Here is a 22,950-nt window from a genome sequence, read left to right as displayed (position 1 = left end):
TTGCGGGCGTGACCGCCTCTCGTGTTTTAACGGTTTATTAATAACCGTGCCCTGCTTTCGGGTCCAGCGAAGGGCCCATCTTTCGGCCGGAAAGGTTAACGCGTTGTGCGCTGCAAAATTATGTTGCACTGCACAATATTTTATATTATATAAGCCTCACACAGGTTCACGAAGGGCGCCTCGAAGAGGGCCCATATAGGAGCGTAATCATGGCTACTGTAAAGAAAGACGACGTTTTTTCAACGGCTGCATTCGATCCGTCCAAGCTCTCCGAATCCTTCCGCGACTTCGCGGAAAAGGGCGCTGTCCAGTCCAAGGAAGCCTTCGCCAAGCTGAAGACCGCCACTGAAGAAGCCGGCAAGACGGTTGAAGCAACCGTGCAGACCGCCCAGGCTGGTTCCGTCGAGATCGGCCTCAAGGCCATCGACGTTCTGCGCACCAATGCCGAAAGCTCGCTGGCGCACATGGAAGCGCTGCTTCGCGTCAAGTCCGTCGCCGAACTCTTCGAACTTCAGACCGCTTTCATCCGCAAGCAGGCAGAAGTCACCGTAGAGCAGGCCAAGTCCATTCAGGAAACCACCAAGAAGGTTGCTGAAAAGCTGGCAAAGCCGGCCAAGGACGCCGCTGAAAAGGCAATGTCCTCCTTCAAGGCCTAATTTTAACGGTCAGCCTCCCAAGGCTTATATGTCCCGTTTCCAGGTGAAAGACCCGGAGGCGGGACTTTTCTTTTGGCAGGCCAGACGCGCTTTGCCCGATGAATGTCGAAGCACATCATTGTCTGGATATCTTTGAAGCTTTTTCACATTGCGGGGAGATAGGACTTGAAATAGTTTTAAAGTCCTCGTATGTCACCCCCGTTCGCGGCGACGCGAGCATGTGCGGTTGTAGCTCAGTTGGTTAGAGCGCAGGTTTGTGGCACCTGAGGTCGGAGGTTCGAGACCCCCCAACCGTACCATTTCTTCCCGAAGCCTATTGAAAACAGCATGCGCGCCACCGGCGAGCGTCGGCTATTTCTTGTCTTCCGGCTTCTTGGCCACGCGGCCGGGCGATATCGGATCGCTCGCCGGAAAAGTCTCTTCCAGCGCTTCTTCGAGATAGTCGTCCTGTTCCTTGCGCTGCTTTTCGTCGAGTTTCGGCTGCTTCTTATCGCTCATGATCCTGACTCCCTGATCCCTGCCTGAAATACTAGGCTCCGGCTGTCCTTTGTCCAGCTTCGTCGCTGGCGGATTGTCGCGGGCGAGGGTGCGTGGCCTTTCGCTCTTGGCGGTGCTGACGGCATTTATATTGGAACTGTGCGTGCTCCCCGTCGTTCTCTCGGTATCAGCAACGAGACGAAAGGATCAGGCCATGTCTGTACCCAACGAGCCTATTCCAGAGTCGCCTCCGATGCCGGAACCCGGCTGGACGCCAAAGCCGCCGATCGAAGAGCCGCAGCCGGACAGGTTGCCGGACGAGGTCCCCGTTCCCAACCCGGATGAAAATGACGAGCCGCCGAAGCATGCAGCCGCTTCGGCGCTGCCGCATCCGCCTTCATGGTGGTGCGCCTTGATGCCGTGAGGTTTGTGGTGGCAAGGCACTACACCCTCACAGAAACATCCGCCGCTCTTCGCTGACCAGCTCCTGCAGGAAGTCGGCGACGGTACGCACCCGCACCGATCGCGCGCGCTTTCATGATAGGTCGTCCAGTAGGCGCGCTTGATCGATACATCCGGCAGGATGCGGGTCAGCTCCGCAAATTGCCTGGCGACATAATCGTGCAGGATGCCGATGCCGGCGCCGGAGCGAACGGCTTCCGTCTGGCCGATGGCGGTGGAAATTTCGAAGGATGCATCCCAGCTGCGCATGATCTCGCCGGAGAAATTCAGCGAGGCGGTAAAGATCAGGTCTTCGACGTAGCCGACGCGGGGATGCAGCTTCAGCGCCTCGACGCTATCCGGCAATCCGGCCTGTTCCAGGTAGGCTTTCGAGGCATAGAGGCCGAGCGTGTAGTCCGTCAGCTTGGAAGAGACGAGCCGGCCTTGCTCGGGGCGCTCCAGCGTGATGGCGATATCCGCTTCGCGCTGCGACAGCGAGAAGGACCGGGGAACGGGAACGAGCTGGATGCGCAGCTCCGGATAGCGCGCGATCAGCCGGCCGAGCCTTGGAGCCAGGAAAGAAACACCGAAGCCATCCGGCGCGCCGATGCGTACCGTGCCGGTAATGGCGGTATCGAGGTGGCCGATGCTTGCCTGAGCTCGCAGCATTTCGGTTTCCATGCGCTCGGCCGCATGCAGGAAGATTTCGCCCTCGGCGGTGAGTTCACAGCCATTGGTGCGGCGCACGAGCAGCCGCGTCTTCAGCCGCTCCTCGAGCGTCGTCACGCGGCGGGAAAGCGTGGCATGGTTGACGCCGAGCCGCTTGGATGCGGCCAGAATCTGCCCCGTGCGAGCCACGGCGAGAAACATGCGGACGTCGTCCCAATCCATTTGCACATCCAGGGCTTTAATTTTTGCACAACGGTTGCTTATAACAGCTCATTGATTTGTGCAAATTGAAGTGCGATCCTGCACCCATCCAAGAAAACGAGGAGGCACACCCATGCAACAGATCGGTCATTTCATCGGCGGCAAGCACGTCGCCGGCACGAGCGGACGCACCAGCAACGTCTATAATCCGGCAACCGGCGAAGTGCAGGCGACCGTCTCGCTCGCCAGCGTCGAGGAACTCCGCGCCGCCGTCGAAAATGCCAAGGCAGCGCAGCCCAAATGGGCCGCCACCAATCCGCAGCGCCGCGCTCGCGTCTTCTTCAAGTTCGTCGAGCTCCTGAACCAGCATATGGACGAGCTGGCGACCCTGCTTTCCAAGGAGCATGGCAAGACGGTTGAGGATTCCAAGGGCGACCTCATTCGCGGCCTGGAAGTCTGCGAATTCGTCTGCGGCATTCCGCATCTCGCCAAGGGTGAGTTCACCGAAGGCGCCGGCCCGGCGATCGACATGTACTCCATCCGCCAGGCAGTCGGCGTTGGCGCCGGCATCACGCCGTTCAATTTCCCGGCCATGATCCCGATGTGGATGTTTGCGCCTGCGATCGCCTGCGGCAACGCTTTCATCCTGAAGCCGTCCGAGCGTGACCCCTCCGTGCCGCTCCGCCTTGCCGAGCTGATGATCGAAGCAGGCCTTCCGGCCGGCATCCTCAACGTCGTCAACGGCGACAAGACCGCCGTCGATGCCATCCTGACCGATCCGGATATTGCTGCCGTTTCCTTCGTCGGCTCCACCCCGATCGCCCGCTACGTCTATGGCACGGCTGCCATGAACGGCAAGCGCGCCCAGTGCTTCGGCGGCGCCAAGAACCACATGATCATCATGCCGGATGCCGACATGGATCAGGCCGTCAACGCCCTGATGGGTGCCGGCTACGGCTCGGCTGGCGAGCGCTGCATGGCGGTCTCCGTCGCAGTGCCTGTTGGCGAGGATACCGCCAACCGTCTCGTCGAGAAGCTGGTGCCGAAGATCGAATCCCTGCGCATCGGCCCCTATACCGACGACAAGGCCGATCTCGGCCCGCTCGTCACCAAGGATGCCTACAACCGCGTTACCGGCCTGATCGACCGTGGCGTCGAGGAAGGCGCCAAGCTCGTCGTCGACGGCCGTGGCTTCAAGTTGCAGGGGTATGAAGACGGCTACTTTGTCGGTGGCACGCTGTTCGACCACGTCACGCCGAGCATGGACATCTACAAGACCGAGATCTTCGGACCGGTTCTGTCGGTCGTGCGTGCCAAGAACTATGAAGACGCGCTCGAGCTGCCGATGAAGCACGAATATGGCAACGGCGTTGCCATCTACACCCGCGACGGCGATGCCGCCCGCGACTTCGCCTCGCGCATCAACATCGGCATGATCGGTGTCAACGTTCCGATCCCGGTTCCGCTCGCCTATCACTCCTTCGGCGGCTGGAAGGCTTCCAGCTTCGGTGATCTCAACCAGCACGGTACGGATTCGATCAAGTTCTGGACGCGCACCAAGACGATTACCGCCCGCTGGCCGTCCGGCATCAAGGACGGTGCTGAATTCGTCATGCCGACGATGAAATAAGCGTCGCGATTTTAGACTGGCATCGACCGTCGCCCGACAGATTTGCGGGCGGCGGTTTTTATTGCATTGGTTTTCGATAGAGTGATCTTGTCTGTATCGTCGTTTTGGATTAGAACAAAACGAGAACAATGGGAGGGCCGTTGATGTCCGCGACCTATCAGATCGACTATCTCGAATTTCCGTCGAAAGATGGCCTCAAGACCCGGCGCTTCTTCGAGGAAGCCTTTGACTGGAGCTTCATCAGCTATGGGCCGACCTACCACGTGATCGAAGCAGCCGGCATAGATGCCGGTATTGACGGGAATGCCGGGGAGGCGGCGGGCGCACCCTTGCCCGTGGTCCGCACCACCGATCTGGAAGCCGCCCAGCGCGCGGTCGAGTTTGCCGGCGGTGTCATAACCCGCCCCGCATTTGATTTCCCCGGCGGCCGGCGCTTTCATTTCCGCGAACCGGGTGGTTGTGAAATGGCGGTCTGGATTGCCGTGCCTTAAGCGCTTCAGCTCAGGCGCCGCTGCGCCTCCATTGTGAGCGGTATAGGCCTGCTGTGCGGAATGAGTGCGGTACCCGGGCTCTCGAAATACGTGAATATTAATTTCATATTTTGGAATTGTTCAAAACTAAGAAAGCCACTATATACCATCCGACCCCCTAAGCAGCCTCGATTCCAGGAGATCGGCATGCGCTTGACGAAACAGACCAATTACGCAGTGCGCATGTTGATGTATTGCGCTGCCAATGACGGCCATCTGAGTCGCATCCCGGAGATCGCGAAGGCATATGGCGTCTCCGAGCTCTTCCTGTTCAAGATCCTGCAGCCGCTGACAAAGGCCGGCCTCGTTGAAACCGTTCGCGGCCGCAACGGCGGCGTTCGCCTCGGCAGAGCGGCAACCGCGATCAGCCTCTTCGACGTTGTTCGCGTAACGGAAGATAGCTTCGCCATGGCGGAATGCTTCGAGGACGGCGTCGTGGAATGCCCGCTGGTCGATAGCTGCGGTCTGAATTCGGCGCTGCGCAAGGCCTTGAATGCGTTCTTCGATGTTCTGACCGAATATTCCATCGATGATCTCGTCAAGGCGCGCCCGCAGATCAACTTCCTGCTCGGCCTGACGGATGTGGATCACCGGGTGATCGCCAAGAAGCCGTCGATCACTGCACCCGCGGCCTGATCGTCCGCGTTCAATCGTTTGATGCTTTCCATCCGTGGTTGCTGTCGGCAGCCGCGGATTTTTGTTTTTATTGCCTCGTATCCGGGCAGTGGATGATGAACGGATCGCGATGGGAAAGCGTCAAATCATCCTGAATCTGATAAAATCACGCAAAATTTCGGCAGAATATTACCAATCCAGAGGTTTTTTCGTCTGAAAATTTCCAAACTCTACAATTTGGAAAAAATTTAGGCGGCGCTTGTTGCTTTCAAACTTAAAATAAAGTTCCATCGGCGCGATCCGAATGGGAACCTATGGGGTGTCCACGGTTTCAAAAGAATAACAAATCTGGGAAACGATATCATGAAAAAGATTTCTGCCCTGCTGGCAGTGACAGCCCTGGCTTCGGTCATGGCAACGTCCGCCTGGTCGAAAACACTTGTTTATTGCTCGGAAAGCTCGCCGGAAGGCTTTGACCCGGGCCTGTACACCGGAGGCAATACTTTCGATGCCTCTTCGCGTACCGTTTACAGCCGCCTCGTCGAATTCAAGCACGGCAGCACCGAGATCGAGCCTGGCCTCGCTGAAAGCTGGACCGTTTCCCCCGACGGCAAGGAATACACCTTCAAGCTCCGCAAGGGCGTGAAGTTCCAGTCGAGCGATTCCTTCACGCCCACGCGTGACCTCAACGCCGATGACGTCATTTTCTCCATCAGCCGTCAGCTGGGCACCGACAATCCATGGGCGAAGTATGTCGCCGGCGGCTCCTATGAATATGCCGATGGCATGGGCTTCCCGAAGCTCATCAAGTCGATCGACAAGGTTGACGACCTCACGGTCAAGTTCGTCCTGAACCGTCCGGAAGCTCCGTTCCTCGCCGACCTCGCAATGGACTTCGCCTCGATCCTGTCGAAGGAATATGCAGACAAGCTGCAGGCCGATGGCAAGATGGAGCAGATGAACCAGCAGCCGCTCGGCACCGGTCCGTTCGCTTTCGTCGCCTATCAGCCGGATGCCGTCATCCGCTACAAGGCCAACGAAACCTACTTCAAGGGCAAGGAAAAGATCGACGATCTCGTCTTTGCGATCACGCCGGATGCATCCGTCCGCGCGCAGAAGCTGAAGTCCGGCGAATGCAACATCATGCCGTACCCGAACGCAGCTGACATCAAGGACCTCAAGGCCGACAAGAACCTCAAGGTTCTCGAGCAGGCCGGTCTGAACGTGTCCTACCTCGCCTACAACACGATGGTTGCTCCTTTCGACAAGGTTGAAGTCCGCAAGGCGATCAACATGGCTGTCAACAAGCAGGCCATCGTCGACGCCGTCTTCCAGGGTTCGGCCACGGTTGCAACCAACCCGATCCCGCCGACCATGTGGTCCTACAACAAGGAAGTGAAGGACGACGCCTACAAGCCGGAAGAAGCCAAGAAGCTGCTTGAAAAGGCTGGCGTCAAGGATCTCAGCATGAAGATCTGGGCGATGCCGGTGTCGCGTCCCTACATGCTGAACGCTCGTCGTGCTGCCGAGCTGATGCAGGCAGACCTTGCCAAGATCGGCGTCAAGGTCGAGATCGTTACCTATGACTGGGCTCAGTACCTGAAGCTTTCCGCCGCGAAGGACCGCGATGGCGCGGCGATCCTCGGCTGGACCGGCGACAACGGCGACCCGGACAACTTCCTTGACACCCTGCTCGGCTGCGATGCCGTCGGCGGCAACAACCGCGCACAGTGGTGCAACAAGGAATTCGACGATCTGGTGAAGAAGGCCAAGCAGACGGCTGACATCAAGGAGCGCACCAAGCTCTACGAACAGGCCCAGGTTGTCTTCAAGCGCGAAGCACCGTGGATGACCATCGACCATTCGGAAGAGTTCATCCCGATGACGAAGAATGTCTCCGGCTACCATCAGGATCCGGTTGGTGTTCACCGCTTCGACGGCGTCGATATCGCCGAATAACGAAAAATCTGTGAGAATGCCCGGCTAGGCCGGGCGACCCGGCGGTCAGGCACATTGTCTGGCCGCCGGAAAAATTTGGACAACTGTCATGTTGCGATTTCTTTTCAGCCGCCTTGCGGTCTTGATTCCGACATTCCTCGGCGTCTCAATTGTCGCCTTTTCGCTCATTCGCCTGCTTCCGGGTGATCCTGTCATGCTGCTGTCGGGCGAACGCGTCATGTCGCCGGAACGCCATGCGCAGATTTCGCATGATCTCGGCTACGACCAGCCGATGATCGTCCAGTACGGCAGATATCTCTGGAACGTCGTGCACGGCGACTTCGGCGCCTCGATCACCACCAAGCGTGACGTATTGACCGACTTCTTCACCTTCTTTCCGGCAACGCTGGAGCTATCGCTCTGCGCCATGATCCTGGCAGCCTGTCTTGGTATTCCGGCCGGTGTCTTCGCCGCCGTCAAACGAGGTACATGGTTTGACCAGAGCGTCATGGGCGTGGCTCTTGTCGGCTTTTCCATGCCGATCTTCTGGTGGGGCTTGTTGCTGATCATCTTCTTCAGCGGCTATCTGCACTGGACGCCGGTTTCCGGCCGCATCGGCCTCATCTATTTCTTCAAGCCGATCACTGGTTTCATGCTGATCGACAGCCTGCTCTCCGGCCAGAAGGGTGCCTTCTGGTCCGCTCTCAATTCGCTCATCCTGCCGACCATCGTTCTCGGCACCATCCCGCTTGCCGTCATCGCCCGTCAGACGCGCTCGGCGATGCTGGAAGTGCTCGGTGAAGACTATGTCCGCACCGCCCGCTCCAAGGGCCTGTCGCCGCTGCGCGTCGTGTCGGTGCATGCGCTGCGCAACGCCATGATCCCCGTCATCACCACGATCGGCCTGCAGACCGGTGTTCTGCTTGGCGGCGCCATCCTGACGGAGAGTATCTTCTCCTGGCCGGGCATCGGCAAATGGATGATCGATGCCGTCACCAAGCGCGATTATCCGGTGGTGCAGGGTGGTCTGTTGCTGATTGCCGGCATTGTCATGTCCGTCAATCTCGCTGTCGACCTGCTCTACGGCTTCATCAATCCACGCATTCGTCACTAGGAGCGGCCCATGAGCACGGTTAGTGTCAAATCCGACCGCCCCTCCGCTCTTGCGGAGTTCTGGTACTATTTCTCTCGTAACAAGGGCGCTGTGATCGGTCTTGCGATCTTCGTCTTCGTTCTCTTGCTGGCGATCTTCGCCGGCGTCGTCGCACCTCATAATCCTGACGCCGCTTACGGCAGTAACCTGCAGCGCTTGCCGCCGGTCTGGGCGGAAGGCGGCAACAGCAGCTTCCTGCTCGGTACGGATGCCATTGGCCGCGATTTGCTGTCGCGCCTCATCTATGGCACGCGGTATTCGCTGTTTATCGGCCTCGTCGTCGCTTCGGTTTCCGCGATCGTCGGCGTCCTGATTGGCCTTGTCGCCGGCTATGTCCGTGGCTACACGGACACCATCATCATGCGCGTCATGGACATCATCCTCGCCGTCCCCTCGCTGCTGCTCGCCCTCGTGTTGGTGGCGATCCTCGGAGCCGGGCTCACGAATGCGATGATAGCCATCGCCATTACCTACCAGCCGCATTTCGTTCGCTTGACCCGCGCCTCGGTCATGGCGGAGCGCGACAAGGAATATGTCATCGCCTCGCGCGTCGCCGGAGCTGGGTCGTTTCGGCTGATGTTCAAGACGATCCTGCCCAACTGTCTTGGGCCGCTGATCGTGCAGGTGACGCTCGCCTTCTCGTCCGCCATTCTCGATGCGGCAGCGCTCGGCTTCCTCGGTCAGGGTGCCCAACCGCCGACGGCGGAATGGGGCACGATGCTCGCGGATTCGCGCGAATTCTTCCTAAGCAACCCTTGGCTTGTCACTTTTCCCGGTCTCTGCATCCTGATCACGGTTCTCGCCATCAATCTGATGGGCGATGGCCTGCGCGATGCCTTCGACCCGAAGCTGAAGAGGTCGTAATGGCACTTCTCGATATTGAAAATCTCACCGTTGAATTCCAGACTTCGTCCGGTCTGTTCCGGGCAGTCGACGGTGTCTCGCTCCAGTGCGACAAGGGCGAAATCCTGTCGATCGTCGGCGAATCCGGGTCCGGAAAGTCGGTCTCCATGCTCGCCATGATGGGGCTTCTGCCGTGGACGGCGAAGATCACCGCTGACCGGATGACCTTCGATGGCACGGATCTGCGTGGCATCTCCTCGCGTCAGCGCCGCAAGATCATCGGCAAGGACATGGCGATGATCTTCCAGGAGCCGATGTCGAGCCTCAATCCGTGCTTCACGGTCGGCTTCCAACTCGGCGAAACCCTGCGCATCCACATGGGTCTCGACCGCAAGGCACGGCGCGAGCGCTCGATCGAGCTCCTCAATCTCGTCGGCATCCCTGCGCCGGAAGATCGCCTGTCGAACTTCCCGCACCAGATGTCGGGCGGCATGAGCCAGCGCGTCATGATCGCCATGGCGCTTGCCTGCAATCCGAAGCTCTTGATTGCTGACGAGCCGACCACCGCGCTCGACGTCACGATCCAGGCGCAGATCCTCGATCTGCTCGTGCGCCTGCAGCAGGAGCAGGGCATGGCGCTGGTGCTCATCACCCATGACATGGGCGTCGTTGCCGAAACGGCCGAGCGCGTGCAGGTGCAATATGCCGGCCAGAAGGTCGAGGAACAGCCGGTCAAGGCCCTGTTCCGCGATCCGCATCACCCCTATACGGCGGCGCTTCTTTCGGCATTGCCGGAGCGTGCCGTGGTCGGTGAACGCCTGCCATCCATCGCCGGCGTCGTCCCCGGTCAGCATGATCGTCCGACGGGCTGTCTCTTCGCGCCGCGTTGTTCCTTTGCCACGCCGGAATGCGACAAGGGCGTTACGCGCCAGGATGTCGCTCTGGGCAGAACCCTTTGCAACTATCCGCTGGAACACGGCAAGCCGCTCGGCCATCCCGGTATTGCCGCCACGCAAGCAGCAGGAGGTGCCGCATGACCGGCGCTGTTCTCGAAGGGCGCGATCTCGCCCGTTTCTACACCGTCAAGCGCGGCAGCTTCAAACCGGAGGCGACCGTCAAGGCGCTGAACGGCGTCAGCTTCAGCCTTCAGTCGGGCCGCACGCTCGCCGTCGTTGGCGAGTCCGGTTGCGGCAAGTCGACGCTTGCCCGCCTGGTGACGATGATCGAACATCCGACGGCCGGCGAACTGCTGATTGATGGCAAGCCGGCAAAGCTCGGCGACCGCAGCCTGCGCAGCGCCGTGCAGATCGTCTTCCAGAACCCCTATGGCTCGCTCAATCCGCGCCAGAAGGTAGGCTCCATCCTTGAGGAGCCATTGAAGATCAACACTGATGACGATGCCGCCACCCGCCGCAGCAAGGCTGAGGCGATGATGGCACGCGTAGGCCTGCGTCCGGAACATTACGACCGCTACCCGCATATGTTCTCCGGTGGCCAGCGTCAGCGCATCGCCATTGCCCGCGCCCTCATGCTGCGGCCGAAGGTGCTCGTTCTCGACGAGCCTGTTTCCGCGCTCGATCTGTCGATCCAGGCACAGGTGCTGAACCTGTTGATGGACCTGCAGAAGGAGATGGGCCTCGCCTATCTCTTCATCTCGCACGGCCTGTCGGTGGTCCGCCACATCGCCGACGACGTGATGGTGATGTATCTCGGCCGCCCGGTCGAAACAGGCACGGCCGAAGAGGTGTTCAACCGCCCACGCCATCCCTATACCGCCGCTCTCCTGTCTGCGACGCCTATCGCCGATCCGGAACGCGAGAAGAACCGCATCCGTCTGCAGGGCGAGCTGCCATCGCCGCTCAACCCGCCGAAAGGATGCCACTTCAACCCGCGCTGCTGGCGCGCTCAGGAGCAATGTCGGCAGGTCGAGCCGGAATTGACGGGCGAGGGAACGCATAAATTTTCCTGTTTCTTTCCGCTGGATTGATCCAAGTTGCGAATCGGGCGTGTCTGGCCAGACCGGCCTCGCCCGATTGAATCCATTCGTTCCGGACGGTCTCCATGCGCAACAATCAAGACACTCCACTTGCCCTCATCGTCATGGGCGTGAGCGGCAGCGGTAAAACCTCGATCGGTGAGGGCGTGGCGGCCCGGCTCGGCGTGCACTTCATCGAAGGTGACGCGCTGCATCCTGCCGCCAATGTCGAGAAGATGAGCAAGGGCATTCCGCTAACCGACGAGGATCGTTGGCCGTGGCTCGAAAAGATCGGCCAGGAGATTGCGGCGAGCCTTTCCAAGGGCGAGGGGATCGCCGTCTCCTGTTCGGCGCTAAAGCGCATTTATCGCGAGCGCCTGCGGGCGGCTGCCGGCGGCCATCTCTATTTCGTCTATCTCGATGGCTCCAAGGAACTGTTGACCAAGCGCATGGGCGAGCGCAAGGGCCATTTCATGCCGGCCTCGCTATTGGAAAGCCAATTGCAGACGCTGGAAGTGCCGACCGGCGAGCCGGGCGTCGTCACCATCGATATCGACGATACGATCGACGGCATTGTCGACGCCTCCATCAAGGCTCTCGCGGCAATTCGCTAGGCTCGCGTTCAGGGCGCGAACCGGTCAGGCGCATAGGCCGAAATATCGATGAAGGGCTTCTCGCCGGTTATGAGCTCGGCGAGTACGCGGCCGGTCACGGGACCGAGTGTCAGACCGTGATGCGCATGGCCGAAGGCGAACCATAGTCCGTCATGACGTGGCGCCTTGCCGATGATCGGCATCATGTCGGGCGTGCAGGGACGGGCGCCCATCCAGGGCTCCGGATCGAGCCGTTCACCAAGCGGGAAAACACTACGAGCGACAGCCTCGGCCCGGTCGAGCTGCACCGGCGTCTTCGGCGCGTCGCGCCGCGCGAATTCGGCTCCGGTCGTCAGTCGTATGCCGCGGCTCATCGGCGCCAGCAGATAGCCGCGTTCGGCATCCAGCGTCCAGTTGTTGAGGACGGCATTGCCCTCGGCGCCATAGTGCATGTGATAGCCGCGCTTGACACCGAGCGGAAAGGCATAGCCGAAGCGCTTCGTCACCAGATCGGCCCAGGGACCGAGCGCCACGACGACATCTTCCGCTTCGATCGAGCCGTCCGCCGTCACCATTCTCCAGGCAGATCCGGCCCGCCCGAGCGAGACAGCATCCCCTGTGGTCACGCGGCCGCCGATGCTTTCGAAATAACGGCGATAGGCCGATGTCAGCCCATGCGGGTCGAGTACCGACCAGGGGTCGCGCCAGCGCAAGGCACCGGCAAAGCCGCCTCTTAGATGTGGCTCCGCCGCCGCTAGCTCCGCGCTGGTCAAGGCGTCGTAGCCAATGCCGAATTCGTGGTTGAGCCTTTCGGCCTCGGCAAACTCCGCGTCGCGCTTTTCGTTTGTGCGGAACACTTCCACCCAGCCGTTCTTACGGATCAGCTCCTCGGCGTGCGAGGCCTCGATGAGGTCATGGTGCTCGCTGACCGAATGTTCGATCAAGGGCGCATAGGCACGCGAGATCATCTCATGACGCTTGGTGTTGGAATTCCACCAATAGCGGGCAAGGAAAGCAATCTGCGAAGGCAGGGCGCGCAGGTGATAATGCGCGTCGACGCGGTTGTTGAAGGCATAGCGCAGCAGCAGGCCGAATTGCTGCGGAAAGCCATAGGGCACCACGCCCTCGCGCTGGATGAGGCCGGCATTGCCGAAGGACGTTTCCCGGCCCGGCTCCTTCCTGTCGACGAGGACGACCTGGCGCCCCCGCCGCTGCAGATGGATTGCCGTCGAAACGCCGACGATGCCGGCGCCGAGTACGATTGCGTCCTTTGTCATTTTACCCTGCTATCCGCATGCTCATTGCTTTGCCGCACGGCTCTCTTTTCCTAACGGGGACGTGAACTAAGCATCGAAAATGCCTGCCAAATTTCAGCGGAGCAAATGAAAAATGCGGTCAGGTTACACTCTGTTTCAGGCACGCGTTTTCGGCGCGGATGCGGATGATAAGAATGATGCCGTTGAGCACGGAAAAGATCGCAGCGTAGAGCGGCATGCCGAAGGCAAGCGGCAGCACGGCGATCTCGCCGACGACGATCGCATAGTTGGGATGACTGAGGAAACGATAGGGCCCGTTCGTCACGAGAGGCGCGCCGGGCAAGATGATGATGCGCGTCGTCCAACGCTCCCCAAGCGTCGCCAGCACCCAAAGCCGCAATCCCTGCAGCAGCATGAATAGGATGAACCAGAGGGGATCGACCGGCCGGCCGATGGCGAGCAACCACAGGCCGATCAGCCAGGCCGCATGCATCGCCACCATGAAAGGATAGTGCGCGCCCGCATATTCCCGTGCGCCGCGGGCAAGGAGGGCGGCGGTGTTGCGCCTGGCATAGACCAGTTCGGCGAGCCGCTGCAGCGTGACGAAACTCAGAAGCGCGATCGATGGCCACAGCATCATGCGACCCTCCTCAGGGTGATGCAGCTCGCCGTGAACCCCGGGCCCATCGCAAGCAATGCCGAGCGCGCCGGCAATCCGGCGGCGATCGCCCGCTCCAGCACGAACAGCACCGTCGGCGACGACATGTTGCCGTAGTCGCCGATCACGTCGCGTTCGATATCGAGCAAGCCGGGCTCAAGACTGAGTGCACTTTCCAGCGCTGCAAGCACCTTGGCGCCGCCGGGATGGCAGATGAAACGATCGACGTCGGAAAGCAAAAGCCCGGCGCGGTCGAGAATGCCCGTGATGGCGGCTCTCAGATGCGTCTCGGCAAAGACCGGCAGGGATTGTTCGAGGATGATGCCGAAGCCCGTATCGTCGATCTTCCAACCCATGATGCCGAGGCTGTCGGGGAAGAGATGTTCGCCCGTCGATTCGATCTCGGCGATGCCGCCGTCTCCCGCTCTCAGGACGCAGGCAGCCGCCCCATCGCCGAACAGGGCCGTGGCGATGATGTTGGGCCTCGTCAGCTCATCCAGACGGAAGGCCAGCGAGCAAAGCTCAATCGCAACGAAGAGAACCACGGCGCCCGGCCGGCTCCTTGCCATCTTCGAGGCAATGGCAAGACCTGAGACGCCAGCCGCGCAGCCGAGCCCGAAGACCGGCACCCGCTCGATATCGCAGCGAAAGCCCATCTCGCCGGCGAGCCTCGCTTCAAGGCTGGGTGTCGCAACGCCTGTCGAAGACGCGGTGACGATGCAATCCACCTGATGGGCTTCCAGGCCGGCGCGTTTGAGCGCTCTTGTCGCGGTCTGCCGGAAGAGATCGGATGCGACTTCGGTATAGGCGCTCATGCGGTCCTGCCAGCCATGCGGCTGTTCGAACCAGGAAAGCGGCCGTGCCGCGTGACGCTTGCGGATGCCGGCGCTGTCGAACACACGGGCCAGATATTTGAAGTCGCGAAAGCGCTCGGAAAACAATCGGCCGGCCGTCTCCGCGGCGTCCGATTGGAGGATGATGTTGTCCGGGGTGGCGACGGCGAGGCTTAGAAGTTTGACGGTATCGATCACGGGTTTCTCCTGCGGCCCTTGGAGGGCATGCGGAGTGAAACACGCAACGATCGATATCTATTCGATGCACGGGCGTCACGAAAGAGTGACGGTAGCCGGGGATGTGCGCGCAGAAAATATTATTGGGCAATTCGAATAAAAGCGGCAGACGGTGTGTTCTCTCCTCGCAACGTCCATTTTGCCAAGGAGACATTCCATGACCACCAATGCATTCCGCCTGGCTTCCATCGCCCTCGGCGCAGGCCTTGCCTTCAGCGCGTTCGCCGTTCCGGTCTTTGCAGCCGGCGACGATTCGAGCACGACGCCGACCTGCAAGAAAGGCGAGATCTACGACCAGAAGTCCAAGAAATGCGTGAAGCAGCAGGGCGCCAATATCACCGACGAAAACCGCGCCGATTATGCCTATTCGCTGGCCAAGAAGGATCATCGCTACCAGGAAGCGTTGGCGGTTCTCGATACCATGAAGAACCCGAACACGGCTGAAGCGCTGAACTATCGCGGTTATGCCACCCGCAAGCTTGGCCGCACGGATGAGGGTATTTCCTACTACACCAAGTCCGTCGCCATGGACCCGAAATACTCGCTGGTGCGCGAATATCTCGGCGAAGCCTATGTCATCAAGGGCCAGATGGACCTTGCCAAGGATCAGCTGAACACGATCAAGGCGCTCTGCGGCAACACGACGTGCGAGGAATACCGTGACCTCCACGCCGCGATCCTGAATCCGTCGAGCCTTTGAGGCCCGGTTCGGTTCACCGCTGACGACAAGCAGGGAGCTTTGCGAGGGATATGGGAGTGATGCCGGTCGCTCGTGGCGCGATTTCTGCTTATAGTCCGATAGCATCGGAGCCGCCGAAAAGGTCGGCGGCTTCCCGAAACGCTGAAGTCGCGGAGGATGCCATAGCGAGCGAAGAGGATATCAGGGCAGGCCTGTCCCAACATCTGACGCGGCTGTGGCGCTATGGCGTCGTGCTGTCGCGCCAGCGCGATGTGGCTGATGACCTCGTTCAGGCGACCTGTGTCAGGGCGCTGGAGCGAGCAGCGCAGTTTACAGCGGGCACGCGTCTGGATCGCTGGCTGTTTGCGATCCTGCATTCGATCTGGCTGAACGAGGTCCGCTCGCGCAAGGTGCGCATGGGGCAAGGCTTCGTCGATGCCGACGAGACGCTGGTCTTCGACGGTGCGCGCGAGACCGAGACGCATATTCTCGCCGGCCAGGTGTTGCAGCAGGTGCAGGCGCTGCCGGAAGCGCAGCGCACCGCGGTGTTCCTCGCCTATGTCGAAGGGCTATCCTATCGTGAGGTGGCGGACGTCCTGGATGTGCCGATTGGCACCGTCATGAGCCGGCTGGCGGCGGCGCGGGCAAAGCTTGCGGAAGGCATGGGGGTGACGGCGGACGGACGGTCTGCCGGAGGCGGACGACTGGGGAACGGAAATGACTGAATTGGACAAAGGACAGATGCCCTCGGACGAACTGCTCACCGCCTTCATCGATGGCGAGTTGAGCGCGGCCGACCGCGAAAGGATCGAACGACTGATCGCCGGCGACGAGCGCGTGGCGGAGCGTTTTGATTTCCTGTCACGCAGTTCCTTGGCCTTCAGCGAGGCATTCGCGCCGATGCTTGCCGAGGCGCCTGCTGCGAAACTGGATGCCATGCTCGCAGCTATTCCCGCCGCGGGCGAACAGAAGGTTGGCGCCGCCGGTATCGGCCGTCGCGGTTTCCTTGCGGCTGTTGCCGCGAGCTTCGTGGCCGCCATTGCCATCGACCGCGCCGTCACGGCCATCGGCCATCGCCTGGCCAAGCCGGATGAGGATAGCGAATGGCGTGCCGTGGTTGCCGAATATCTCTCGCTCTATACGACGGATACCCTGAGCGCGCCGGCCGGTGACCGCACGCAGCAGGTAGCACAGTTGAACCAGGTCGGTTCCAAGCTTGGCCTGTCGCTGGCGCCGGAAACGGTCGCCATACCCGGTGTCGAATTCAAGCGCGCCCAGATCCTGAACTATGACAGCAAGCCGCTTGCACAGATCGCTTATCTCGATCCCGAGAGCGGTCCCATGGCGCTTTGCATCGTCCAATCCGCAAAGGGCACGGCCGCGCCGGACATGGAAAGTCGCCGCGGCATGAATGTCGTCTACTGGTCGAGCGCCACCCATGCCTTCATGCTGATCGGTCACGCGCCGATCGACCGTATGCAGCAACTTGCAGCCGATGTGCGGAATAGGTTGGTGGCCTGAGCTGCCATCGGCGCAATCGTCACCGTTGCGCTGATGGCTTCGACCCTTACGATCGTCAGTGCTTAATCGAAAAGGCGAGAATACCTATCCTGTAATCTGACCCGGAAGCACGAGGTCGGAAACCTTATAGATGTGGAATTCGCTGTCCGAGACGGTATCGAGCTTCTTGAATTTTTCGAGAAAGGCCGGATCGGAGAAGAATTCGTCGACATTGTTCTCGTCGCGGATCGCCTCGATATTTACGACGGTCTTGCCATCAGTGCTCTTCGACAGGTTGCTCCATAGGAATCCTTCTTTCCGTTCAGCAACATAGTGCACGACATCCTGGATGATTTTGAATGCTTCCTCCTGCTTGCCCGGATGTGCGTGAATGACGTTCACGACGAACACGGTGGGCTCGGGAGCAAATTGGAATTCGGCTTTATGGGACTGGGTCATGCGATCTCCGTTCAAATGTCAGGCGGAATTTGCCGCCGCTGCGGGAGATAGCCGGCGACAAAGGCCGAAAAAATAGGCTAGTACTCCGCAGATAACGGACATTGGCGTCCGCAATTGGATCCTGCCATGGACAATATCGCTGCGTTGAATGTGTTCGTGATTGCCGCAGAAACCCGTAGTTTCGTGCGGGCTGGAGAGATGCTCGGGGTTTCCTCATCGGCCGTCGGCAAGACCATGGCTCGCTTGGAGAAAAGGCTCGGCGTACGTCTGTTTCATCGAAATACCCGCAACATCGCGATCACGGCCGAGGGCATCATGTTCCTAGAGCGTTGCCGGCGCATTTTCTCCGAGATCGAGGCAGCGGAACAGGAGTTATCGCAAACCATCGCCGCGCCTCGTGGCTGGCTCCGCGTGAGCCTGCCTCTCGCCGGCATGCTTTTCATGCCGACGATTACCAAATTCATGTGCGCCTTTCCGGAGATCATGATCGATCTCGATTTTACCGATCGGTTGGTCGATGTCATCGAAGAGGGATTCGACGCCGTGGTGCGAACGGGCGACATTGCCGATAGTCGCTTGATGGTGCGAACCCTGGGACGATTTTCCCACCGTGTCGTCGGGTCAAAGGAGTATTTCGACCGCTTCGGGATTCCCCAGAAGCCGGAGGATCTTTCCGCGCACAGATGTCTTCATCACAAATACCCGTCAACTGGCAGGCTGGAGCGTTGGGCATTGCGCTATGATAGCGGGGTGGGAAAATTGGAATTGCCTGTAGCGTCGATGGCAAGCACGCTTGAGCCGCTGATAAATATGGCCGAAGCCGGGCTTGGCATTGCCTGTCTGCCGCTCTTCACCATCGATCGCCAAATCGCGGATGGGAAGCTGATCTCCATTCTGGGAGATTATGTCGAGGACGTCGGTGAATTTCGCATACTTTGGCCCTCAAGCCGTCAATTGTCTCCCAAAATACAGGCCTTTGTGAAGTTCATGGCGGAGAATTTGTTTCGGGCCTGACGGTGGTCATTTGCAGTGAGAAGAGCGTCGGCAGCGGCGCAGCCGGATAGCCTAAAATGGCGCTTTTCAAAAAGAATTTGGCGAAAACCCATCCTGCTGGTATTCTCCACCCAACGAAAATCAAATGAGCGCCTGCAGCATGCCGATCGGCGTCGCGCGGTGCGGTGGAAAAGATACGTGAGTGACCCCGACAGCGGCAAAGCGCCGCAGGCAGACGGGGCGTCGGAAGCAGAGCGCAGGAAGGCTAAATCCTCCCGGCGCGCGAAGCGTAAGCGCAGCCATGGCCGCCCGAACGCTCATTCTGCAGAGGCCGGTCAGGCAAACAAGCCCGACCCGGCGGCGACGCGCCCAGCAGAGGATGAGGCCGGTTCTCCGGCGAAGAAACGTAAGCGCCGACGCCGTGCGCGTGGCGGAGCCCAGAGCGGTGGGCAGCATCCTTCCACAACACAACAGCAGGCCCAGTCCGCGCCGGAACTTCGCGCTGCGGCAGATCATGGTCATGTCTCATCGCACAAGAGCGGCAAGAACCGGCGCAAGCACCGCAGCAAGCGCGGTCTGCAGGGCCGGCCGCTGGCGCATGAGAAAACGCCCCATATTGCCGCTCCCGCCAATGCCGCCGAGGCTGGTCAGCCGCAAATCCACGGCGATCATCGCCACGATCGTCAAATGCCGCCGCAACGTGAGGGACATGCGCACCAGCAGCGCGGTGAAGCCGAGTTCCGGCCTGCCGACCTCTATGCGGCGCTTGATCTGGGCACAAACAACTGCCGTCTGTTAATTGCGCAACCGACACGTCCGGGCCAGTTTCGGGTGATCGATGCGTTTTCGCGCATCGTGCGGCTGGGCGAGGGCCTTGGCGCCAGCGGACGGCTGTCGGGCGATGCCATGGACCGGGCGGTCGAGGCGCTGCGCATCTGCGCCGCCAAGCTGAAGACACGCGAGATCCGCCGCATGCGGCTGATCGCGACCGAGGCTTGCCGTGCGGCCGATAACGGCGAGGCGTTTCTTGAGCGCGTGATTGCCGAAACGGGATTGCAGCTTGAGATCATCGATCGCGAGACCGAAGCACGGCTTGCCGTCTCCGGCTGCTCGTCGCTTGTCGGGCCGGAAGCGCGTTCGGTTGTGCTGTTCGATATTGGCGGCGGCTCTTCGGAGATTGCCGTCATCCGCATCGGCGAAAATCGCTCCAGCCGGCTTGCCAACCACATCACCCATTGGACCTCGCTGCCGGTCGGCGTCGTGACGCTTTCCGAACGCCACGGCGGACGTGACGTGACGCCGGAGCTGTTCGAAACCATGGTCTGCGAAGTTCAGCGAATGCTCGAGCATTTCGATTGCCCGCCTGTACAGGGCGCTGCGCGCGACAGTGCCGATTTCCATTTGATCGGCACCTCAGGCACCGTGACGACGCTCGCCGGTGTCCATCTCGACCTGCCGCGCTATGACCGGCGCCGGGTCGACGGCGTCTGGCTGTCGGATGACGAGGTGAGCGCAATGCAGGCCAAGCTGCTGTCGTGGGATTTTGCCGGCCGTGCCGCCAATCCCTGCATCGGGCCTGATCGTGCCGATCTCGTGCTGGCCGGCTGTGCCATTCTGGAGGCAATCCGCCGCCGGTGGCCGAGCCCGCGTATGCGCGTTGCCGATCGTGGCCTGCGTGAGGGGCTGCTGACTGACATGATGGCGGATGATGGCGTTTGGCGGCGGGCGCTCGCGTCGCGGCCATCGACCGAGAGACATAAAGGGACCGCAGGCATGACCAAGCCAACCATCGCGGGCAACCGCACAGGCCGCAAGCTCGGCCAGCGCGTCAAGAAAAAGAAGCTCAAGGCCTCCTCGCGGCAGTGGCTGCATCGGCACATCAACGATCCCTATGTGCAGCGCGCCCAGCTCGAAGGTTATCGCGCCCGCGCCGCCTTCAAGCTGCTGGAGATCGACGAGAAGCACGATATTCTGAAGGGCGCCCGCCGCATCATCGATCTGGGCGCTGCACCCGGCAGCTGGTCGCAGATCGCCGCCAAGGTGACCGGATCGACCGAGGATGACATTCGCGTTGCCGCCATCGACTTTCTGGAAATGACGCCTCTGCCCGGCGTTACCGTTCTCCAGCTCGACTTCCTGGAGCCGGATGCGCCGCAGCGGCTGATCGATGCCGTCGGCGGTGCGCCTGATGTTGTCCTCTCGGATATGGCCGCGCCGACGACGGGTCATCACCGCACGGACCATCTGCGCACGATGCATCTCTGCGAAGTTGCCGCGCATTTCGCCGTCGAAGTGCTGGCGGAAGGCGGGCATTTCCTTGCCAAGACCTTCCAGGGGGGCACCGAGCGCGATCTTTTGACATTCCTGAAGCAGAATTTCCGCCAGGTCGTTCACATGAAGCCGGGCGCATCCCGAGCCGAATCGGTCGAAATGTTCCTGCTGGCAAAGGGCTTCAAGGGACGCAAGGCCGAAGAGGAAGTAACCGAGGCTTGATCTGGCTGTCTTTTTCGTCGGATGATGCCCGCTCCCAAGGCATCGCAGACGAAAAAGACTCAATCATGCTCCTCTACGTAACGCTCGGTTCTAACGACATTCCACGCGCGCAAGCGTTTTATGACGCTGTTCTGCCCGTGCTCGGCTACCGACGCCAGCGCGAATCGGATGAGGAAATCGGCTATGCCGCCGATGGCGATACTCGTTGCCGGTTCTGGGTGGTCGTGCCCTACAATCATCGGGCGGCAACGATCGGCAATGGCTCGATGGTTGCCTTGCATGCGGAAAGCCGCGCCGATGTCGACGCCTTCCATGCTGCGGCCTTGGCCCACGGCGGCACGGATGAGGGCAAGCCCGGCCTACGCTCGTTCCACGCCAATTTCTATGCGGCTTACATCCGCGATCCCGATGGCAACAAGCTGAGCGCCGTCTGCGAGAGACCGGAATAGGTCCGGTTGCTCTACGGCATCATCATTTGACGACGGGCTGCTGCACCTGCGGTGTGGCCACGCGCTTCAGGCCAGCTTTGTGACCCGAGACCATGGCGCCGGCGTTGCGATCCATCCGGATGAAGGGAATGGTGGCAATCACGGTCAGCGCCGAGATGCAGAAGAAGGCAATGTGGAAATCGATGACCTGCAATTCCGCGCCGCGGAAGAAGGTGGAGGTTTCCAGGATCATGGCGGCAACCGCCACGCCGAGCGCCAGGCTGATCTGCTGCATGACGGAGCTCATCGACGTCGCCTGGCTGGCCTGCTTGTCACTGATATCGGCAAAGGCGAGCGCATTGACGCCGGTGAAGAAGAATGATCGCGAGAAGCCGCCGACCAACAGCACGGCAATGATGATGAGATGCGGCGTCCACGGCTGGAAGAGCCCGGTGGAGATCGTGGTAATCGTCGTTACGGCCGCGGCCGAAAGCAGCGCGGTCTTGAAGCCGACGGCGGTAAAGACCCGGCGTGCGATGAATTTGGTGCTGATCGCGCCGATCGCGCCGGCAAAGGTGATCAGCCCCGACTGGAACGGGTTGAGGCCGAAGCCGAGCTGTAGCATCAGCGGCGTCAGGAACGGCATGGCGCCGATGCAGATGCGGAAGAGCGTACCGCCCGTCACCGAGGCGCGGAAGGTTGCGTTTTTCAGAAGCGACAGATCGAGGATCGGCGCCGGGTGGCGGCGCGCATGGCCAATATAAAGGAAGCCGCAGATGAAGCCGGTGACGACAGCCGAGATACCGATATAGGGCGGCAGCGCCGGCAGGCTGATGACGGACATGCCGAAGACCACGCCCGCCGCCGCGAAGGACGTCAGCAGAAAGCCGACGACATCGAGCTTCGGCGGCCTGGTTGCCTCGACTTCCGGCAGAAATATCGTGGACAGGATGACGCCAAGAATGCCGACCGGCACGTTGATCAGGAAGATCCAGTGCCAGGAGGCATAGGTGGTGATGAAGCCGCCGAGCGGTGGGCCGGCAAGCGGGCCGACAAGTGCAGGAATGGACAGCAGTGCCATCGCCGAGACCAGATCACTCTTTTGCGTGGTGCGCACCAGCACAAGTCGTCCGACCGGCGTCATCATCGAGCCGCCGACGCCCTGCAGGAAGCGGGCGAAGACGAACTCCAGCAGGCCGCCGGAGAAAGCGCACATAATGGAACCGATGACGAAGACGCAGATGGCGATGCGGAAAATGTTCTTCGCGCCGAAGCGGTCCGCCATCCAGCCGCTGATCGGGATGAACACCGCCAGCGACACCATGTAGGAGGTGAGAGCCAGTTTCAGGGTGATCGGGCCGACATGGAGATCGTTGGCAATTGCGGGCAGCGCCGTCGCAATGACCGTGGAATCCATCTGTTCCATGAAGAGGGCTACGGCGAGGATCAAAGGAACGATGCGGTTCATAGGCGCTTGCCCTGATGGCTTTTATCTTCGGGAAGGCTTCCGTCCTTCGGGCGGTTAGCCGCTCTGTAGTCCTATGCGAGGCCGCTGCCAATCCCGGATTCTGCTCCGTGCGCGCCTGAAGATCACGTCTTCGTGATACCTGTCGACGCACGCAGTGGAAAGCAGGATTTGACATATGCTAAGAGCATGGAAATGCTAAACGCATAAAACGTTGCCGGTGTATTA

At 60.5% G+C, this 22,950-nt stretch carries 23 protein-coding genes, 1 tRNA gene and 2 pseudogenes; 19 read left to right on the top strand and 7 right to left on the bottom strand.

Annotated features, from left to right (window positions below; genetic code table 11):
• Positions 1-209: 209 nt before the first annotated feature.
• Both BSK43_RS05980 and BSK43_RS05975 read left to right on the top strand, forming a co-directional pair.
• Positions 210-656 carry a phasin gene (locus BSK43_RS05980; protein ID WP_068396997.1) on the top strand — a complete coding sequence of 149 codons (447 nt, stop codon included), beginning with the start codon at positions 210-212 and terminating at the stop codon, positions 654-656.
• 222 nt (positions 657-878) lie between these two features.
• Positions 879-955 (top strand) — tRNA-His (locus BSK43_RS05975).
• A gap of 52 nt (positions 956-1,007) precedes the next feature.
• Here BSK43_RS05975 and BSK43_RS35030 read toward each other — a convergent pair.
• Entirely contained in the window at positions 1,008-1,154 is a 147-nt protein-coding gene (locus BSK43_RS35030; RefSeq protein WP_169055369.1) for a hypothetical protein, read from the bottom strand.
• 193 nt (positions 1,155-1,347) lie between these two features.
• On the opposite strand from BSK43_RS35030, the gene BSK43_RS05970 reads away from it, so the two are divergent.
• Positions 1,348-1,557, top strand: a complete 210-nt coding sequence (locus tag BSK43_RS05970; protein WP_077471355.1) for a hypothetical protein — start codon at positions 1,348-1,350, stop codon at positions 1,555-1,557.
• A gap of 27 nt (positions 1,558-1,584) precedes the next feature.
• On the opposite strand, the pseudogene BSK43_RS05965 reads toward BSK43_RS05970, so the two are convergent.
• Positions 1,585-2,465 (bottom strand): annotated as a pseudogene (locus tag BSK43_RS05965) (LysR family transcriptional regulator).
• Positions 2,466-2,577: 112 nt separating this feature from the next.
• Between BSK43_RS05965 and BSK43_RS05960 the strand changes: the two are divergent.
• The 9 genes from BSK43_RS05960 (at position 2,578) to BSK43_RS05920 (ending at position 11,742) form a co-directional block, all read left to right on the top strand.
• Positions 2,578-4,074, top strand: a complete 1,497-nt coding sequence (locus BSK43_RS05960; RefSeq protein ID WP_077471356.1) for a CoA-acylating methylmalonate-semialdehyde dehydrogenase — start codon at positions 2,578-2,580, stop codon at positions 4,072-4,074.
• A gap of 143 nt (positions 4,075-4,217) precedes the next feature.
• A complete protein-coding gene (locus BSK43_RS05955; protein ID WP_077471357.1) occupies positions 4,218-4,565 on the top strand; it encodes a VOC family protein in 348 nt (115 codons plus the stop codon).
• Positions 4,566-4,751: 186 nt separating this feature from the next.
• A complete protein-coding gene (gene rirA, locus BSK43_RS05950) occupies positions 4,752-5,240 on the top strand; it encodes an iron-responsive transcriptional regulator RirA (protein ID WP_068396983.1) in 489 nt (162 codons plus the stop codon).
• Between the two features lie 342 nt (positions 5,241-5,582).
• Positions 5,583-7,178, top strand: a complete 1,596-nt coding sequence (locus tag BSK43_RS05945; RefSeq protein ID WP_077471358.1) for an ABC transporter substrate-binding protein — start codon at positions 5,583-5,585, stop codon at positions 7,176-7,178.
• 88 nt (positions 7,179-7,266) lie between these two features.
• Positions 7,267-8,271: an ABC transporter permease subunit gene (locus tag BSK43_RS05940; protein WP_077471359.1), complete on the top strand. Its 1,005-nt coding sequence runs from the start codon at positions 7,267-7,269 to the stop codon at positions 8,269-8,271.
• Between the two features lie 9 nt (positions 8,272-8,280).
• Positions 8,281-9,174, top strand: coding sequence for an ABC transporter permease subunit (locus BSK43_RS05935; protein WP_077471360.1), 894 nt, complete (start codon positions 8,281-8,283; stop codon positions 9,172-9,174).
• Entirely contained in the window at positions 9,174-10,190 is a 1,017-nt protein-coding gene (locus tag BSK43_RS05930; protein WP_077471361.1) for an ABC transporter ATP-binding protein, read from the top strand. Before BSK43_RS05935 ends, BSK43_RS05930 begins: the two co-directional genes overlap by 1 nt.
• Positions 10,187-11,140: a peptide ABC transporter ATP-binding protein gene (locus tag BSK43_RS05925; protein WP_077471362.1), complete on the top strand. Its 954-nt coding sequence runs from the start codon at positions 10,187-10,189 to the stop codon at positions 11,138-11,140. The genes BSK43_RS05930 and BSK43_RS05925 overlap by 4 nt, the downstream gene beginning before the upstream one ends.
• 74 nt (positions 11,141-11,214) lie before the next feature.
• Positions 11,215-11,742 carry a gluconokinase gene (locus tag BSK43_RS05920; protein WP_077471363.1) on the top strand — a complete coding sequence of 176 codons (528 nt, stop codon included), beginning with the start codon at positions 11,215-11,217 and terminating at the stop codon, positions 11,740-11,742.
• Between the two features lie 8 nt (positions 11,743-11,750).
• On the opposite strand, the gene BSK43_RS05915 is transcribed toward BSK43_RS05920, so the two are convergent.
• The 3 genes from BSK43_RS05915 to BSK43_RS05905 form a co-directional block, all read right to left on the bottom strand.
• Positions 11,751-12,998 carry an FAD-binding oxidoreductase gene (locus BSK43_RS05915; RefSeq protein ID WP_077471364.1) on the bottom strand — a complete coding sequence of 416 codons (1,248 nt, stop codon included), beginning with the start codon at positions 12,996-12,998 and terminating at the stop codon, positions 11,751-11,753.
• Between the two features lie 118 nt (positions 12,999-13,116).
• The gene (locus BSK43_RS05910; RefSeq protein WP_077471446.1) at positions 13,117-13,614 is read right to left on the bottom strand and encodes an isoprenylcysteine carboxylmethyltransferase family protein; all 498 of its coding nucleotides are present in this window, start codon (positions 13,612-13,614) and stop codon (positions 13,117-13,119) included.
• Positions 13,614-14,666, bottom strand: a complete 1,053-nt coding sequence (locus BSK43_RS05905) for a 3-oxoacyl-[acyl-carrier-protein] synthase III C-terminal domain-containing protein (RefSeq protein ID WP_077471365.1) — start codon at positions 14,664-14,666, stop codon at positions 13,614-13,616. Before BSK43_RS05905 ends, BSK43_RS05910 begins: the two co-directional genes overlap by 1 nt.
• Positions 14,667-14,862: 196 nt before the next feature.
• On the opposite strand from BSK43_RS05905, the gene BSK43_RS05900 reads away from it, so the two are divergent.
• Genes BSK43_RS05900 through BSK43_RS05890 form a run of 3 tightly spaced genes read left to right on the top strand, consistent with a single transcriptional unit; the run spans position 14,863 to position 16,905 of the window.
• The gene (locus BSK43_RS05900; RefSeq protein ID WP_077471366.1) at positions 14,863-15,405 is read left to right on the top strand and encodes a hypothetical protein; all 543 of its coding nucleotides are present in this window, start codon (positions 14,863-14,865) and stop codon (positions 15,403-15,405) included.
• Positions 15,406-15,464: 59 nt separating this feature from the next.
• Positions 15,465-16,109 carry an RNA polymerase sigma factor gene (locus tag BSK43_RS05895; protein WP_077471367.1) on the top strand — a complete coding sequence of 215 codons (645 nt, stop codon included), beginning with the start codon at positions 15,465-15,467 and terminating at the stop codon, positions 16,107-16,109.
• On the top strand, positions 16,102-16,905 hold the full coding sequence (locus tag BSK43_RS05890; protein ID WP_205910592.1) for an anti-sigma factor: 804 nt from the start codon (positions 16,102-16,104) through the stop codon (positions 16,903-16,905). The genes BSK43_RS05895 and BSK43_RS05890 overlap by 8 nt, the downstream gene beginning before the upstream one ends.
• An 84-nt stretch (positions 16,906-16,989) precedes the next feature.
• Here the strand turns inward: BSK43_RS05890 and BSK43_RS05885 are convergent, their stop codons facing one another.
• Positions 16,990-17,343, bottom strand: coding sequence for an antibiotic biosynthesis monooxygenase (locus tag BSK43_RS05885; RefSeq protein ID WP_077471368.1), 354 nt, complete (start codon positions 17,341-17,343; stop codon positions 16,990-16,992).
• A 126-nt stretch (positions 17,344-17,469) separates the two neighbouring features.
• Here BSK43_RS05885 and BSK43_RS05880 point away from each other — a divergent pair, with 126 nt between their 5' ends.
• The 4 genes and pseudogenes from BSK43_RS05880 (at position 17,470) to BSK43_RS05870 (ending at position 21,278) form a co-directional block, all read left to right on the top strand.
• A complete protein-coding gene (locus tag BSK43_RS05880) occupies positions 17,470-18,357 on the top strand; it encodes a LysR family transcriptional regulator (protein WP_077471369.1) in 888 nt (295 codons plus the stop codon).
• Between the two features lie 177 nt (positions 18,358-18,534).
• A pseudogene (locus BSK43_RS05875) lies at positions 18,535-20,113 on the top strand (Ppx/GppA phosphatase family protein).
• A complete protein-coding gene (locus tag BSK43_RS35595; RefSeq protein ID WP_077471370.1) occupies positions 20,110-20,829 on the top strand; it encodes an RlmE family RNA methyltransferase in 720 nt (239 codons plus the stop codon). Before BSK43_RS05875 ends, BSK43_RS35595 begins: the two are co-directional and overlap by 4 nt.
• Before the next feature lie 65 nt (positions 20,830-20,894).
• Positions 20,895-21,278 (top strand): VOC family protein, encoded by a 384-nt coding sequence (locus BSK43_RS05870; protein ID WP_077471448.1) that lies wholly within the window; start codon positions 20,895-20,897, stop codon positions 21,276-21,278.
• Positions 21,279-21,300: 22 nt separating this feature from the next.
• Here BSK43_RS05870 and BSK43_RS05865 read toward each other — a convergent pair whose 3' ends face one another.
• On the bottom strand, positions 21,301-22,725 hold the full coding sequence (locus tag BSK43_RS05865) for a DHA2 family efflux MFS transporter permease subunit (protein WP_077471371.1): 1,425 nt from the start codon (positions 22,723-22,725) through the stop codon (positions 21,301-21,303).
• Positions 22,726-22,950 lie beyond the last annotated feature (225 nt).

It is taken from the genome of Rhizobium sp. P44RR-XXIV, assembly GCF_001999485.2.
In the GTDB taxonomy this organism is placed as follows: domain Bacteria; phylum Pseudomonadota; class Alphaproteobacteria; order Rhizobiales; family Rhizobiaceae; genus Rhizobium.
Note: the sequence above shows the minus strand (reverse complement) of the source record. Positions and strands in the feature narration are given on the sequence as shown.